The sequence below is a fragment of the Spirulina subsalsa CS-330 genome (assembly GCF_028330765.1).
GTDB lineage: Bacteria > Cyanobacteriota > Cyanobacteriia > Cyanobacteriales > Spirulinaceae > Spirulina > Spirulina subsalsa_A.
The window spans coordinates 1-15,979 of sequence record NZ_JAQMTY010000270.1 but is presented as its reverse complement, the minus strand read 5'-3'; the positions used below and the strand labels follow the sequence as shown (position 1 = coordinate 15,979).

Sequence of the window (15,979 nt, the reverse complement as noted above, 5' to 3'; positions counted from 1 at the left end):
TCCCCCTTATCCTAACTTTCCTACAGGACTAAGTCAACCCTGTAGGATTCGCTTCGCTCAGTTTTCTTTGTTGGTCAAAATTCATCTCACCGTTAAGCCTTCGGCTATAACGGGAGTCCTCTTTTGACACTTGAGATAGAGTGCGATCGCGCCACCGCCGATCAACTCCACCGCCATCGATCAGGAAAAGCAAGACTGACCCTTGAGGATCAAGCTTTCTTGCGAGTTGAGCTTTTGCGGGTGGTGGTTTTCTTCGTCGTGGTGGACTTTTTCGCCGTCGTCGATTTTTTGGCGGGGGTGGACTTTTTCGCCGGGGTGCTAGTGGATTTTTTGCGGGTGGTTTTCTTTTTCGTTGCCGCCTTTTCCGCCAAAATGGGCAACGCCTTTTCCAGGGTCATCGTCTCAATCGTTTCACCCTCCGGTAAACCCGCATTAACTGTGCCATGCTTCACATAATTCCCATAGGGGCCGGCATAGATGTTGACGGGTTCTTGATCCTCAGGATGTGCCCCCAACTCTTTCAGCGGCGTTTTACTCGCATTGCGACCCCGGCCCCGCTTCGGTTGGGCCAACAGTTCCAAGGCCCGCTCCAAGGTGATTTCCAACACATCATCCGGCGCTTTAATCGACCGATAATCCTTACCGTTTTTGCCTTGATCATGAACGACATAGGGCCCAAACCGTCCCAAGCTGGCTTTCACCTTCGCACCGGTTTCCGGGTGTTCCCCTAACAGGCGAGGCAACGCCAACAGTCCCAGGGCCAAATCCAGGGTGACATCTTCCGTCTTCACCCCCTTGGGCAGGGAAGCCCGTTTGGGTTTCGGATTTTCATCGGTTTTTTCGCCCAGTTGCACATAGGGGCCATAGTTACCCACGAGGACATAAATGGATTCTTGCGTTTCCGGATGAACGCCCAATTCTTCGGGGCCTTCCAGTTTTTGGCGAATCAGTTGATCCACTTGCTCCGGGGTAAGATCCGCCGGGGTTAAGTCCGGGGGAATGGAGGCAGTCACCACATCATCACCGTAGGGGACTTCAATATAGGGGCCGAATCGACCGATTTTAACCACCCCCGTCAGGTTGTCGAGGATGACGGTTTTGGCTTTGCCCACTTCGATGTCCTGTTCGCGGACTTTGACCTGCTTTTCGAGGCCCTGTTCCCCTAAATAAAAGGATTCTAGATAGGGCAACCACTTGGCATCACCGGCGGCAATTTCATCAAGGGTTTGCTCCATCCGGGAGGTGAAGCCGGTATCGACTAGATCGGGAAAATGATCTTCGAGGAGACGGGAGACGGCGAAGGCGGTGAAGGTGGGGATCAGGGTTTTGTTGCGCATCTGGGCATAGCCGCGATCGATGATTGTGCCGATGATGCTGGCGTAGGTGCTGGGGCGGCCAATGCCTTCACTTTCGAGGACTTTCACCAAGGAGGCTTCGGTGTAGCGGGCGGGGGGCTGGGTGTCATGGCTGAGGGGGTCGAGGGCCTGACAGTTCAGCACATCATCCACCTTGAGATCCGGGAGGGTAATTTCTTGATCTTCAAGGGCGGCATCGGGATCATCGCTGCCTTCAACGTAGGCACGGAAGAAACCGGGAAAGTCAATCCGTTTGCCGCTGGCGCGGAATTCGGCATCATCGACTTTAACGGTGACGCTGAGTTGGGTGAGTTTAGCGTCGGCCATTTGACAGGCGACGGTGCGTTTCCAAATCAGGTCGTAGAGGCGGAATTCGCGATCGCTCAATCCCGTCTCCTGGGGTGTCCGAAAACTCGACCCCGCCGGCCGAATCGCTTCGTGGGCTTCCTGGGCTCCTTTACTTTTCGTGGTGTATTGGCGCGGTTTCTTGGGTAAATACTCGTTGCCGTATTTATGGGTGACACAATCGCGGGCGGCGGCGATCGCCTGCTCCGACAAATGCACCGAATCCGTCCGCATATAGGTGATGTAGCCCTCTTCGTAAAGTTTTTGGGCAATGCGCATCGTGTCCCGCGCTGAGTACCCCAGTTTTCGGTTGGACTCCTGTTGCAGGGTGGAGGTGGTGAAGGGGGGCGACGGGCGGCGGGTGGTGGGCCGTTCATCGGTGTGGCTCACCGTCCAGGTTTGGGGTTCGAGACGCTCTTTGAGGGCCAGGGCTTCGGCTTCATTGAGGACAACGACTTTTTTACCCTTGGCGACTGTGCCGGTGCTCGGATCAAAATCGCTCCCGGTTGCGAGCTTTTTCCCCGCCAGGGTGACTAATTTCGCCTCAAATTTACCTTTTTTGGCCTGCAAGTGGGCTTTGAGATCCCAATAGGAGGCGGTTTGAAAGGCTCGCCGCTCGCGCTCGCGTTGTACCAAAAGCCGCACCGATACCGATTGAACCCGTCCGGCGGACAGTCCGAAGGAAATCTTTTTCCACAGCAGCGGCGAGAGGGTATAGCCGACGAGACGATCGAGAATGCGGCGGGTTTCTTGGGCGTGGACGAGATTTTCGTTGATGTCGCGGCAGTTATTCAGGGCTTTTTGGATGGCTTCGGCGGTGATTTCATGAAAAACCATCCGCTTGGGGGGAGTTTTCGGCTTTAAAATTTGTAACAAATGCCAGGAAATACTTTCGCCTTCGCGGTCTTCGTCAGTGGCCAGGATTAATTCATCGGCATTTTTGAGGGCATCTTTTAATTCCTTAACAATCTTTTTTTTGGTTTTCGGAATGACGTAAATCGGTTCAAAGTTGTTGTGAGCATTGACCCCAAGTTGCGACCAATCTTGTCCCTTGTAGGAGGCTGGAATTTCATCAGCGGATGAGGGCAAATCCCGCACATGACCCATGGAGGCTTGGACTATGTAGTCACTGGGAAGATAGTTCCGAATGGTACGGGCTTTTGTGGGAGATTCAACAATAACAAGAGTGGACATAAGTCGGTTATCAAGGAATGGAGTTATCAGAGATTGCGAAACAGTCGGCTAATAACTTCAAGGTCAGGGGTAAATGATTTACCTATTTTCAGAGATACCACAGACCAGCCAGAATTGGCAGTGGATGGGATCAAGCTTGAGCCGATGCTGGGGCAAAATCGGGGGCTGTGGTGCGGTGAAATCAGGTCGATGGAATCGTAAGGGAGGCAGGATCGCGCCTTGCTCTGAACGGTGGTGTCACTATTCCATCTAAGTTAGCCGATGATGTGTCCTATGGTGGCCTGTGGGGGACAAACGGGGTTGGATGATAAAGATATAGTGAGGGCTTGACCCCATTAATTCTTTTGAAGCCTGCCCGGATTACCATCGATGGCCCAAGGGACGGCTTGGCTCTGGGGTAGGGGGGCGATCGCATCACCATGAATCCGAACCGTAAATCCGAATTGTGTCCCGCTTCCGCATCCCCCCAAAGGTTAGGATAAAATGTGGCCATTCCTCAGCGACAAGACTATGGGCAGTACATTTGGGCATCTGTTTCGGATCACCACCTTCGGCGAGTCCCACGGGGGCGGCGTGGGCGTGGTGATTGATGGCTGTCCCCCCCAGCTTGAGATCAGCCGCGATGAGATTCAGTTTGAACTCGATCGCCGCCGCCCCGGCCAAAGCAAAATCACCACCCCTCGCAAAGAGGCCGATCAATGCGAAATTTTGTCGGGCCTGTTTGAGGGGAAAACCCTCGGCACACCGATCGCGATCATGGTGCGCAACAAAGACCCGCGCCCCCAGGATTATGAGGAAATGCGTCTCAAGTATCGCCCCTCCCATGCTGATGCTACCTATGATGCCAAGTATGGGATTCGTAATTGGCAGGGGGGTGGGCGTTCCTCCGCACGGGAGACAATTGGCCGGGTGGCAGCAGGGGCGATCGCTAAAAAAATTCTCCACCAAGTGGCCGGCGTTGAAATCGTCGCCTACGTCAAACGCATCCAAACCCTCGAAGGCGCGATCGACCCCGAAACCGTCACCCTCGACCAAGTCGAAGCCAACATCGTCCGCTGTCCGGATGTCGAATGCGCCGACCGAATGATAGAACTAATTGACCAAGCCCGGCGCGATCAAAACTCCCTCGGCGGCGTTGTCGAATGTGTCGCCCGCCACGTCCCTCGCGGCCTCGGCGAACCCGTCTTTGACAAACTCGAAGCCGATCTCGCCAAAGGGATCATGTCCTTACCCGCCACGAAAGGCTTTGAAATCGGGTCAGGCTTTGCCGGTACCGTCTTAACCGGCAAAGAACACAATGATGCCTTCTGCCTCGATGATCAGGGAAAAATGCGCACAGCCACCAACCGTTCCGGCGGTATTCAAGGGGGAATCTCCAACGGAGAATCGATTATTTTACGGGCTGCCTTTAAACCCACTGCTACCATAGGACAAACACAGCAAACGGTGACAACCACAGGTGAGGCCACTGTCCTGGCCGCAAAAGGTCGTCATGACCCCTGCGTTTTACCCAGAGCTGTCCCCATGGTGGAAGCAATGGTGGCCCTTGTCCTGTGCGATCACCTCCTGCGGAATCAGGGTCAATGTACTGTTTTAATGCCTTGAGTGCTCCATGGAAACTAACCCTTCTAATGAATTTCTGATCCAATTCTGGGGAGTCCGGGGAAGCATTCCCTCCCCTGGCCCTGAGACTGTCGGTTACGGCGGTAACACCTCCTGCGTCGATATGCGCATTGGGGGTAAACATCTGATCTTTGATGGCGGCACCGGTCTCCGGGTTTTGGGTAAATCCCTGCTGAAACAGTCCCCTATCGAAGCCTACGTTTTCTTCACCCATTACCACTGGGATCACATCCAAGGAATCCCCTTTTTCTTTCCCTATTTCAGCCCCCAAGATCGGTTTCATATCCATGGCCAAGTGCCACCAGAAGGGGAACTGATGACGATGGAGCGGCACTTTAAAGAACGGGTGCTCCATGTTAATTCCCCTGTCCCCATCGCTGATATTTCCGCCGATCTGCGTTTTCACGATATTGTCTGCGGCGAAGCCTTCCAACTCGATGACATCACCATCGAAACCAAGCCCCTCAACCATCCCAACGGGGCCATGGGCTACCGGGTCAGTTGGCGCGGCTATACGGCAGTCTATTGCACGGATACCGAGCATTTACCCGATCGCTTGGATGAAAATGTGCTCCACCTAGCGCAGGGTGCGGATGTGTTCATCTATGACGCGATGTACACCGATGCGGAATACCACAACCCCAAATCGCCAAAAGTGGGCTGGGGCCATTCCACCTGGCAAGAAGGGGTACGGGTGGCTGAAGCGGCTGGGGTGAAGCAGTTGGTCATTTTTCACCATGAGCCAAACCATAGCGATGCCTTCCTGGATACCCTCAGCACAGAAGTGTTGGCCACCTCTCCGACGGCGGTGATGGCGAAAGAAGGCTTGATTCTGGATGTTACTCAGGCCGGCCAGTAATAGAGGGCCTACTCGTACTCTATGATTCATGGTACTATAGGAGACTGTGAGTTTTGGGCAAAACGAATGTTGCACGCAGAAGAAATTATTCGTTCCGTTGAGTCGGAATTTATTAAGGATGATATCCCCACAATCCATGTGGGGGATTTGGTGCGGGTCGGTATCCGTATTCAAGAGGGGGGTAAAGAACGGGTTCAGCCCTATGAAGGCACCGTGATCGCCAAGCGTCACGGCGGGATCAATGAGACCATCACCGTGCGGAAGATTTTCCAAGGGGTGGGGGTTGAACGGGTGTTCTTGCTTCATTCTCCGAAGGTCAGTGAGATTAAGATTGTGCGTCGCGGTAAAGTGCGGCGGGCGAAACTGTACTATTTGCGCGATCGCGTCGGGAAAGCCACTCGGATCAAACAACGCTTCGATCGCCCCCTCAAGTAGCCGCCAGCCTACTGTTGACGGTTTACCTGCGTTACTAGCCATTCGTTCCCGCTTTGCATTACAATGAAAATCCAGTGGAGAAACCCGTTGAAGCACCCCACTTCATCGACTCCCTGTGCGCTCTTAGTTCAGTTGGTAGAACGCAGGTCTCCAAAACCTGATGTCGGGGGTTCAAGTCCTCCAGGGCGCGTCACCACGCTTACTGGGATACGCCGTAGACAGCGGAGTGCTCCATTCCGATGATTCAGTCGCCATCATTGCTCGGCGCGGGTGAGTCTTTGAGCGGCCAGGAATACCCTGGATTTAGGGTATCGTGAAGAGAAGGGACACCCGACTCTTGAGGCGAGAGGATCGGGTCAATGGATCACGAATTGCGATCGCACCTCGGCCCACCCCCTTGAGTCGGTGCAATACCCCCCAATAACACCGTTTAGGTCATCCAAGTATCACGGGAGATTCTGGTTATCGTGGCTAAAAAAAACCCTCAGTCAAACAACACCCCCAAAGCAACAGCAACCCCAAAAGGCGGCAAACCGGATGCCAAAAAAGACGGCAAAGGAAGTGATGACTTCAGTGTGACCGGCTTTTTAAGCGAATCCAAAGAAGAACTAAGCAAAGTCGTCTGGCCCTCGCGCCAGCAATTGATCAGTGAATCCGCAGCCGTCATCTTAATGGTGACCCTCGTTGCGACCACGATTTATTTCGTGGATAACTTGTTTGTGTGGTTGAGTAAAGCGGTATTTTCATGAGTTTTCTACCCGAAGATGAACATCAAAATGAGCAGTCCCCAGAAACCCGCGAGAAACCGCGTTGGTATGCTGTTCAAGTCGCATCCGGTTGTGAAAAACGGGTGAAAACGAATCTAGAGCAACGGGTTCACACCTTAGATGTTGCTGATCGCGTCTTGCAAGTACAGATTCCCCAAACCCCCACAGTCAAAGTCCGTAAGGACGGAGTCCGGCTGCATAGCGAAGAAAAAGTCTTTCCCGGCTACGTGTTAGTGCAAATGCTCCTTGACGATGAATCCTGGCAAGCGGTGAAAAATACGCCCCATGTGATTAACTTCGTCGGCGCTGAGCAAAAACGCCCCACCGGGAGAGGGCGGGGTCACGTGCGACCAGTTCCCCTCAGTCCGGGAGAGGTCGAACGGATCTTCAAACATGCTGAAGATCAAGAACCCGTTGTCAAAATTGACATGGCCGTTGGTGATAAGATCATGGTCCTGTCGGGGCCGTTCAAAGATTTTGAAGGAGAAGTAATTGAGGTCAGTCCGGAACGGAGTAAACTCAAAGCCCTCCTCTCGATTTTTGGGCGCGATACCCCTGTTGAGTTGGAATTTACACAGGTCGAAAAACAAGGCTAACTATGGCAAAGAAAGTTGTTGGGCTCGTTAAACTGGCGTTACCCGCAGGTAAAGCCGCTGCGACCCCTCCCGTGGGGCCCGCTTTGGGTCAGCATGGGGTGAATATCATGGCGTTTTGCAAAGAATACAATGCAAAAACGGCGGATAAAGCGGGTTTGATTATCCCGGTGGAAATTTCGATCTATGAAGATCGGAGCTTCACCTTTATTTTGAAAACGCCTCCGGCATCGGTTTTGATTAAAAAAGAAGCCGGTATCGAGAAAGGAGCTGCCCAACCCAATACCCAAACGGTGGGCAGTATTACCCGTGACCAGTTGCGCAGTATCGCTGAAATTAAGTTGCCGGATCTCAATGCTAATGACATTGATGCGGCGATGAAGATTGTGGCGGGCACGGCGAAAAACATGGGCGTTGCGATTACAGACTAGAACACGATAGCGGGGAGAAGCACGGCTTCGTTGGAACCCAAAGGAGAATAAAATTCATGGCTAAAAAATTATCACGCCGGTTACAGGCTGCGTGGGCTAAGGTCGAAGACCGGGCCTACGATCCGCTAGAGGCATTGGCATTGTTGAAAGAGACGGCAACGGCGAAGTTTGATGAAACGGCTGAAGTCCATATCCGCTTGGGGATTGACCCGAAGTACACGGATCAACAGTTGCGGACGACGGTGGCACTGCCGAAGGGTACGGGGCAATCCGTGCGGGTGGCGGTGATCGGTCGCGGTGAAAAAGTGAAAGAAGCTGAAGATGCCGGAGCGGATCTGTTCGGTTCGGAGGAATTGATTGAAGAAATCCAAAAAGGAATGTTGGATTTTGATAAGTTGATTGCGACACCGGACATGATGCCGAAGGTGGCGAAGTTGGGGCGGATGTTGGGGCCGAAGGGCTTGATGCCGTCGCCGAAGGCGGGAACGGTGACCACGGATGTGGCCAGTGCGATCGCTGAATTCAAAGCTGGGAAATTAGAATTCCGGGCCGACCGAACCGGCATCGTTCATGTTATGTTTGGTAAGGCATCGTTTCCGGCCGAAGATTTATTACAAAATCTCAAAGCCCTTCAGGAAACGGTGGATCGTAACCGTCCCTCTGGTGCAAAAGGTCGCTATTGGCGCAGTATCTATGTTTCTGCTTCGATGGGGCCGTCGATTCAGGTCGATATCAGTGGGTTACGGGATCTGAAGTTAACTGAAGCGGCTTAGACGAACCATTATTCCGACACAATTGAATGATTCATTCTCTGTGACATGCTGAAGACAGCAGGTGCAGATGGCTTAAATAGCCTGCCGAGGTTTGTTGCGAGAATGATGTGCGATCGCGGACGACCCTGCGCAGCACATTATTTTCGTAACGTTAACCCCGGCCCCCGTGTCGGGGTTTTGTGTGGGCGAAGCGATGCTAATTACAAGGAGGTGAGACCAGATTATGGGGAGAACCCGCGAAAATAAGGCCGAAATCATTGCCGACCTCAAAGAACATTTGAGTGCGTCGCAATTGGCTGTTGTTTTTGACTATCAGGGCCTCTCCGTTGCGGAGATTACCAATCTGCGCGATCGGATGCGTCCCCTTGGCACAGTATGCAAAATCACGAAAAACACGTTGATGGAGCTGGCTATTGCCGAGGATAGCGAGTGGCAACCAATGACAGAATTTCTGTCCGGGGCCAACGCTTTTCTGTTAGTCCAAGATGACATTGGCGGTGCAATCCGTGCTTACCAAGCCTTTAAAAAGGAAACCAAGAAGACGGAATTCCGAGGCGGGGTGATGCAGGGCCGGGCCCTCAATGAAGAGCAGGTGAAAGCGATCGCTGATCTGCCTTCTAAAGAGGAACTCATGGCACAAATTGCGGGCGCGCTCAATGCGATCCCGACCAAGATTGCCGTGGGTGTCAAAGAAGTGCCGTCCTCGATTGCACGGGGTATCAACGAAGTGCCCAGTTCTTTGGGTCGGGCGATCGCGGCGATCGCCGCCAAAGACGACGCGGCCGAGTAGGCCAAACCCAATTCGTTGCCTGGCCAACGAAATTCACACGTTACGAACGATTACATTAGGAGACCAACTATGTCCGCAGCAACCGACGAAATTCTCGAAAAGCTTAAAGGTCTGACCCTCTTAGAAGCGTCTGAACTCGTCACCCAAATCGAAGATGCCTTTGGTGTGACCGCAGCCGCTCCCGCTGGTGGCGGCATGATGATGATGGCTCCGGGCGCAGGTGCTCCGGCAGCCGCTGAACCCGAAGAAGAGAAGACCGAATTTGACGTGATTCTCGAAGAGTATCCCGCCGACAAGAAAATCGCCATCCTCAAAGTGGTGCGTGCGATCACCGGTTTGGGTCTCAAAGAAGCCAAAGAAGTGGTGGAATCTACTCCTAAGGCTCTCAAAGAAGGCACCAGCAAAGACGATGCCGAAGCGATCAAGAAGCAGCTTGAAGAAGCGGGCGCAAAAGCCACGATCAAGTAGATCGATTACCCTCGATCTAGTGAATCGAGGATTCTGTAAAATCAGAGCTTGATTCTACAACGTTTAAAAAACCTCCCAACGTTAAAGATTGGGAGGTTTTTTATTAAAAAACGTCAGCACAATTAGCTCAAAAGCTATAGCGAATTACAAGGACTTGTGTTCACTTGGGCGGTATTTGGCACACCATTCTCAATCCAGCCGGAAAGGGGGTGAGTGATTTGAAGCCATTCTGTCCCGGTTTGTTGATTAAAGAAAGGTTCCCCGATAATTGAGATACGTTCAGCCGGATAGACACGATCCACCTTGGGAACCTCTGGACTCGAACTCGGCAAACTCCAAATTGTGAGGCCTTCAGTACTACTTACCCGACTATTAATACAGATTGAATTATTGTCTGGTGGCGTAGATTGTGGTGCAGCCGTTGGCGTATCAGACAGGTCAAGACCGCAGTCCGTCAAATTGTTCGGATCTATAAAACCAGAGATGACATTAGGTAAGGTGATATAAATTCGCTCGGCAATTACCCCAGGTTCATCTAATAACACCCGTGTCCCTTGGGGTAACGTTCTGATTGCGTCTGAGCTACCTCGCATTTCGTAAATCGGGCTGTTTTGTTTAACTTGCCGACACTGACCCGTTAAATTCTCTTGGGCGAGTTGGATTGGTTGCTGAAGCTGAGCATGAGCTGCTTGAGTAATCACCAATCCAGAAACAACTGTCCCAAGAATGACATTATTCCAACTAATCATTAATCACACACTCCTTCCGAAAGCTGATTAAGCTCAACACGATCGGAACTGATGAGAATCCATCCTGCTTCGGTAGGGGTATTCCTCCGTCCAGGCACTGGACGGAAATTTACCCAGTACGTACTACTATCAGGACGAACTCGTTCAATAAAGAAAATGAAGTCCCTGTTTCTTACAACAGGATTATTTGGGTATTTGATGTTGGTGTTGTCTGCTGCATAGATTGGTAGTGTCCCATCAACGATGACTTCAAAGCATTGGTAGGATTCTTCTGGTTCTGAAGGAGCGGGAAAAACAATATCTGGGCTACAAAAATCTACTCTGCCCAAATACTCACTACGAATAACGCCAATGCGGGGGGGAGCAAACGAATGTACTCGAATCATTTGCGCATTGGGGGATGGTGAGAGAATTTTGACGTAGGTTCCGGATGGAAGCTGAATCGGATTTCCGTCCTCAGTTACCATTTCTGTAGTTGTATCTAGAAATGCACATTGACTTTGCAGTGTTTGGGGAAAGCGTTGGGCAAGCTCACGCTGGGAAATGTCCTGACGGTTTTGTTGTGAGGCAGAAGTTTGAGGGAGGGCTGCCAGGGCAGAGCCTTCGGCCAAGGTTCCCAAGGTTAGGGTCAGGAGCGCCAAGCGGCGAGTCCAATGATTCTTTGGTTTCATCATCTCAGTGTTTTGGTATCCAATATACTGAAGAACTTTGCAAGTGCAGCACACGCTACTCTATCTTCGCCTAAAAATCTGGTTTTCTCTGCGGATTGTTAGCGAATGTTGAGGGGTTTTGGAATTTTTTAGGTGAATAGAGAAAATTTTGGGGATATTTGCCGCTGACAATGGCAGGCCCTACGACGTGCGAAGGTGTGAACAGTTCCCTTGATCAAACTGTAACGAAAGATAGCGAAGGTTAACGATGGATTGCGAAAGGGGGAGAGGGCGCGATCGCACCAAAAGCCCAGTGATAGGCTAAGGGACAAATTTAACCCCTCGCGTCATTGAAAAAGGGCGCAACCCTGCGCCCTAGACCGATGAAATTACCCTATGTACGATCACAATAGCAACAGTGGACTGTTAGAATCTGCACTCCTTGCTACGGTTGGAGCCGGAATTGTCACTTCTTTTGCGATTAGCCAGGGACAACATCCGCTCCACGCGCTCTTAATCACGCTCACCGCCGCTAGCTTCGCCTTGCTCTGTCAGCAGTGCAGCCAGCGTTAACCCCGGACTTAATAGTAATTGCCCACTTTGCGGTGATGGACAGCGGTGCGGGAATCGGTTTTCGCCACCCGGCCATCGGTCACTTGGCTGTAAACAATCCAGTGATCCGGCACATCCATGCGGCTCACCACTTCGCATTCTAAATAGGCAAGGGCATCGGCGAGAATCGGCGCACCGTTGTTGGCTTGGCGGGTTTCGATGCCTTCAAAACGGTCTTGACCGGGTTTAAACCGCTTGAGGAAATGTTTCATCAGGGGTTGATAGTTGCCATCTTCAAGAACGTTGAGGACGAAGCGATCGCCCACCTGCATCAACGATTCAATGGCACGGTCTTTCGCCACCGCGATCGACACCCCAAAGGGTTCAAAACTCGCTTGGCTCACCCAAGAGGCCAACATCGCCCCCTTCACATCACTCTTTTGAGCCGTAATGATATACAGGCCGCCACTAATGCGCCCGATCGCCTTATCCAAATCACTATCGAGGGATTTGCGCTTTTTAATACTCTTCTCACGGCTGAGGAATTGCCCCAAATCCGTCCCCGCCTCATCACAGAGTTGATAGAGCGCTTCATCGGGATTATCTTTGATCCGAATACTGGGGAACGCCACGGTTACGCCCAGGTTGCGGAATTTGGTGAGGAGCGGATCAAGGGGTTCATCATCGCTGCCGTAGGATTCCAGCAAGCCCACCACCTGCTTATCGTTGGCGGAGGCGAGGATCGTGCTCAGGCTCGTGGATGCTTCGGCGGCCTTGTCCCCAGCGGCGGGGGGCATCGCAATCACTAACCCGGCGGCCCGTTCGGCCAATTCCCGAATTTCCTGCTGATCTTCGCCGATCATGTCCATCATTTCGACGGCGATACCGGTTTTCGTGATGCCGTGGGCGATCGCTTGGGAGAGGCGATCGCTATACCCATAGTCCGACACATAAAACACCGCCACCACCGTTTCGCCCTTGGTTTGGGACACTGACCAATCGTGGTAACGCTGGATCAACTCGTGGGCATTGTGGCGCAACAGCGGGCCGTGACCATTGGCCACCGTCGTCACCTCGCCTAAATTCTTCATCCGTTTAATCGCCCCCAACACCGATCGCGCATTGGGGCCCATCAAACAGTCGTAATAAAACCGATAATCCGGCTCGATGGCACTCAACTGCACATCAAACAGGTCATCGCTGCAATAGTGCAGCCCGAATACATCACAGGTGAAAAGCGTTTGCGTGCCCCAGTCGTAGGTGAGGATCGTGTCGGGCCAATGGAGGTTTGGCGCGTTGACGAATTCGAGGACGTGACCCTTGCCGAGGTCGATTTTGTCGCCGCTCTTGACGATTTGGCGCTGGAAATCTTGGTGAATAAAGCCTTCCAGGAATTGGATCGCCACTTTTGACCCGACGACGGTGGCGTTAGGAGCTAGGGCCAATACATCTTTGACGAGACCGCTGTGATCGGGTTCGGTGTGGCTGATCACGAGGTACTCGATTTGGCTGGGGTCGATCTGGCCGGTGAGAGCGTCGAGGTAAAGCTGTTTAAATTTGGCGTGGGACGTATCGACGATCGCCAATTGATCGCCGCGAATAATATAGCCGTTGTAGGTCGTACCATTTTGCAGGCCGAATTCAATATCGAAGCGATCGCGATCCCAATCCAGCGAACGGATCACCGTGGTATCGGCGGCAACCTCGGCGGTTTGGATGGTTAGGCGTTTTTGGGCTTGCTCGGCAGTGGCAACCATGGAACGACCTCCTTCACATTTGTTAACAGTGTTTAATCTGTTTACATTGTGACATGATTCCTAGGGGCCTTGGGATTACGGTTCGTTATGGTGTCGATTACAACCAGCCGATCCGCTGGGGCGGCCAAAAGCGAAACACGGCGCGGCCAATCACATTCGACTCTGGCAGTTCGCCCCAAATATGGGAATCATTGCTGTTGTTGCGGTTGTCCCCCATCACAAAGAGGCGATGGTCGGGGATGGTGCGATCGCTCAGTTCATAGTGGGGCGGCGCGGCGGTATAGGGTTCGCTCAGGGGTTCATCGTCGCGGTACACCTGGTCAGCATGGACGCTGATGTGATGGCCGCCCGTGGCCATGACGCGCTTAATAAACGCCTGTTTGGGCAGATAACCATACTCCTGGAGCAGGCTGGGGGGATTAAACACAATCACATCGCCCATGGCCGGGGGGTGGAAATGATAGGAGACTTTTTCGACGACGACGCGATCGCCCGTCTCCAACGTCGGCAGCATCGAATCTGAGGGAATGTAGCGGGGTTCAGCGAGGAAGGTGCGAATTAAAAAAACACAAAAGAGTGCGATCGCGATCGTTTTCAAGTTTTCCCAGAGCGAGGCTCGCCATTGGGGAACAGGGCTAGGATTAGGCTCGGTCATCAGCAGTTGCAAGGTGAGGGCAGCCCAGAATAGGCACGAGTTCCAATGTATCGCAAATGGCCGAGAGATTAACCGAGGGTTGAGGGTTGTCGTTCGCGCAGCGTTTCCTGTGGAATAGCCGTTTGACTGATCAAAGAGAATGTCACACTGCACCGGGTTTGGAGACCAAACCCCTACCTGATCGCTCTCGTTGGGGCTTGGTTGCCAAGCCCACCGGGGTTTCTGCTGTATCGAGACTTATAATGAGAGGAACGTTACAAAAGTTTACAGAGTTAAAATCATGCCTCACGCGATCGTGATCGGGGCGGGGATCGGCGGCTTAACGGCTGGTGCGTTACTCGCCAAAGCAGGCTATCAGACGGTTGTTGTGGAACAGGCGGCCGTGCCGGGGGGCTGTGCGTCCACCTTTCAGCGGCGGGGGTTTACCTTCGATGTGGGGGCGACCCAGGTGGCGGGGTTGGAACCGGGGGGAATTCATCACCGGATTTTTGGGGAATTGGGGGTGGAATTGCCGCCCGCGTCGTTTTGCGATCCGGCCTGTGCGGTATTTTTGCCGGGGGAGACGGAGCCGATCCGGGTGTGGCGCGATCGCACAAAATGGCGGGAGGAGCGATCGCGCCAATTTCCCGGTAGTGAGCGGTTTTGGTGGCTGTTAAATCAACTGTTCCAAATTAGTTGGCGGTTTCAGGGGCGCGATCCGGTGTTGCCGCCCCGCAATGGTTGGGATCTGGGGCAATTGATCGGGGCATTGCGTCCGGATACGCTGCTGACGGCTCCCTTTGCAACGTTGACGGTGGGGGATGCCCTGCGCTGGTTGGGGTTGGGGTCGGATCAACGGTTGCGGACGTTTCTCGATTTGCAATTAAAACTCTATTCCCAGGTGGATGCAGAAGAAACAGCATTGCTCTACGCGGCGACGGCGTTGGCGGTGTCCCAAGCTCCCCAAGGTCTGTTTCATCTTCACGGCAGTATGCAGGTGTTGAGCGATCGCCTCGTGACCGCCTTAGAACAGCACGGCGGCCAATTACGTCTCAATCATCGCGTCACGGCCATTCATCAGGCGACGGGAACCGTGCAAGGCGTGACAATTCAGAACGTGAAAACGGGTGAGAGCGAGTATTTCTCAGCCGATGAGGTGGTGGCCAATGTGACGGCGCATAACTTGCTTGATCTGCTCGATCCGACCCCCAGCCCGCAACCCACACCCGCCCCGATTTTTCCCCCCACCACTTGGCTGAATCAGCGGCAATATTGCGATCGCATCACCCAATTGCCCCAACCCAGCGGCGCGTTTGTGGTCTATTTAGGGGTCGATCGCGCCGCCATTCCCGCCGACTGTGCGCCCCATCTGCAATTTCTCTACGATCCGGTGGGGGAGATTGGCGAGAATAATTCGTTATTTGTGTCGGTGAGTCAGCCGGGGGACGGTCGCGCTCCGGAGGGCCAGGCGACAATCATCGCCTCGTCCTTTGTGAATGTGGGGCCGTGGTGGGATTGCGATCGCGCCGCCTATCGCGATCGTAAACAAGCCTGGATGGAAGAAGCGATCGCTAAACTGGGCCGCTACTTTCACCTCACCCCCGACACAATCAAACATTGTGAAGCCGCCACCCCCCGCACTTTCGCCCGCTACACTGCCCGCCATCAGGGGTACGTGGGCGGTCTGAGCCAACGCCTCGCCACCTTTGGCCCCTTCGGCTTCGGCACACGCACCCCGTTCCCCCATCTCTGGCTCGTCGGCGATTCCACCCATCCCGGCGAAGGCACGGCCGGAGTCAGCTATTCCGCCCACACCGCCGTCCGCCAAATCCTCGCCCAATCCCAGCCTTAGACCGGATTACCGTTGACATACTCCCCCACTAAACCCTACGGGCTATAGTGGGAGATTCTGAACAGCCAGTTACCTGACCATTTATCCACTCAAACAACGAGAGTTGCAGAGGGTTGCTAGGCTCAACGACTCACGCCATTGATTTATCCTGA

At 53.3% G+C, this 15,979-nt stretch carries 16 protein-coding genes, 1 tRNA gene and 1 other annotated feature; of the genes, 12 read left to right on the top strand and 5 right to left on the bottom strand.

All coding sequences use genetic code 11. The features are described 5' to 3' along the window. Positions 1–209 precede the first annotated feature (209 nt). Positions 210–2,894 carry a type I DNA topoisomerase gene (gene topA, locus PN477_RS18590; protein ID WP_272119619.1) on the bottom strand — a complete coding sequence of 895 codons (2,685 nt, stop codon included), beginning with the start codon at positions 2,892–2,894 and terminating at the stop codon, positions 210–212. 510 nt (positions 2,895–3,404) lie between these two features. On the opposite strand from topA, the gene aroC reads away from it, so the two are divergent. The 10 genes from aroC (at position 3,405) to rplL (ending at position 9,633) form a co-directional block, all read left to right on the top strand. After that, a complete protein-coding gene (gene aroC / locus PN477_RS18585; protein ID WP_272119618.1) occupies positions 3,405–4,499 on the top strand; it encodes a chorismate synthase in 1,095 nt (364 codons plus the stop codon). A 7-nt stretch (positions 4,500–4,506) separates the two neighbouring features. Continuing rightward, on the top strand, positions 4,507–5,376 hold the full coding sequence (locus PN477_RS18580) for an MBL fold metallo-hydrolase (RefSeq protein ID WP_272119617.1): 870 nt from the start codon (positions 4,507–4,509) through the stop codon (positions 5,374–5,376). Between the two features lie 69 nt (positions 5,377–5,445). Continuing rightward, complete coding sequence (rplS, locus tag PN477_RS18575; protein ID WP_072623070.1) at positions 5,446–5,811, top strand: 50S ribosomal protein L19; 366 nt, start codon at positions 5,446–5,448, stop codon at positions 5,809–5,811. Positions 5,812–5,928: 117 nt separating this feature from the next. Then, positions 5,929–6,001: transfer RNA gene (locus PN477_RS18570), tRNA-Trp, on the top strand. A gap of 277 nt (positions 6,002–6,278) precedes the next feature. Continuing rightward, positions 6,279–6,560, top strand: a complete 282-nt coding sequence (gene secE / locus PN477_RS18565; RefSeq protein ID WP_272119616.1) for a preprotein translocase subunit SecE — start codon at positions 6,279–6,281, stop codon at positions 6,558–6,560. Then, positions 6,557–7,174: a transcription termination/antitermination protein NusG gene (gene nusG, locus PN477_RS18560; protein WP_272119615.1), complete on the top strand. Its 618-nt coding sequence runs from the start codon at positions 6,557–6,559 to the stop codon at positions 7,172–7,174. The genes secE and nusG overlap by 4 nt, the downstream gene beginning before the upstream one ends. 2 nt (positions 7,175–7,176) lie before the next feature. Further along, positions 7,177–7,602, top strand: coding sequence for a 50S ribosomal protein L11 (gene rplK, locus PN477_RS18555; RefSeq protein ID WP_272119614.1), 426 nt, complete (start codon positions 7,177–7,179; stop codon positions 7,600–7,602). Between the two features lie 56 nt (positions 7,603–7,658). Continuing rightward, entirely contained in the window at positions 7,659–8,375 is a 717-nt protein-coding gene (gene rplA / locus PN477_RS18550) for a 50S ribosomal protein L1 (RefSeq protein ID WP_272119612.1), read from the top strand. A gap of 30 nt (positions 8,376–8,405) precedes the next feature. Next, positions 8,406–8,565: a sequence feature (ribosomal protein L10 leader region), on the top strand. A 33-nt stretch (positions 8,566–8,598) separates the two neighbouring features. Further along, positions 8,599–9,165, top strand: a complete 567-nt coding sequence (rplJ, locus tag PN477_RS18545; protein ID WP_272119611.1) for a 50S ribosomal protein L10 — start codon at positions 8,599–8,601, stop codon at positions 9,163–9,165. Between the two features lie 69 nt (positions 9,166–9,234). Next, complete coding sequence (gene rplL, locus PN477_RS18540; RefSeq protein ID WP_272119610.1) at positions 9,235–9,633, top strand: 50S ribosomal protein L7/L12; 399 nt, start codon at positions 9,235–9,237, stop codon at positions 9,631–9,633. A gap of 134 nt (positions 9,634–9,767) precedes the next feature. On the opposite strand, the gene PN477_RS18535 is transcribed toward rplL, so the two are convergent. After that, a complete protein-coding gene (locus PN477_RS18535; protein WP_272119609.1) occupies positions 9,768–10,382 on the bottom strand; it encodes a hypothetical protein in 615 nt (204 codons plus the stop codon). Next, positions 10,382–11,056: a hypothetical protein gene (locus tag PN477_RS18530; RefSeq protein ID WP_272119608.1), complete on the bottom strand. Its 675-nt coding sequence runs from the start codon at positions 11,054–11,056 to the stop codon at positions 10,382–10,384. The genes PN477_RS18535 and PN477_RS18530 overlap by 1 nt, the downstream gene beginning before the upstream one ends. Before the next feature lie 372 nt (positions 11,057–11,428). On the opposite strand from PN477_RS18530, the gene PN477_RS18525 reads away from it, so the two are divergent. After that, positions 11,429–11,605 carry a hypothetical protein gene (locus PN477_RS18525; RefSeq protein ID WP_272119607.1) on the top strand — a complete coding sequence of 59 codons (177 nt, stop codon included), beginning with the start codon at positions 11,429–11,431 and terminating at the stop codon, positions 11,603–11,605. 8 nt (positions 11,606–11,613) lie between these two features. On the opposite strand, the gene PN477_RS18520 is transcribed toward PN477_RS18525, so the two are convergent. Then, the gene (locus PN477_RS18520) at positions 11,614–13,341 is read right to left on the bottom strand and encodes a diflavin flavoprotein (RefSeq protein ID WP_272119606.1); all 1,728 of its coding nucleotides are present in this window, start codon (positions 13,339–13,341) and stop codon (positions 11,614–11,616) included. Positions 13,342–13,438: 97 nt separating this feature from the next. Further along, the gene (lepB, locus tag PN477_RS18515) at positions 13,439–13,996 is read right to left on the bottom strand and encodes a signal peptidase I (RefSeq protein ID WP_272119605.1); all 558 of its coding nucleotides are present in this window, start codon (positions 13,994–13,996) and stop codon (positions 13,439–13,441) included. A gap of 280 nt (positions 13,997–14,276) precedes the next feature. Here lepB and crtD point away from each other — a divergent pair, with 280 nt between their 5' ends. Beyond that, a complete protein-coding gene (gene crtD, locus PN477_RS18510) occupies positions 14,277–15,827 on the top strand; it encodes a C-3',4' desaturase CrtD (RefSeq protein WP_272119604.1) in 1,551 nt (516 codons plus the stop codon). Positions 15,828–15,979: the final 152 nt, after the last annotated feature.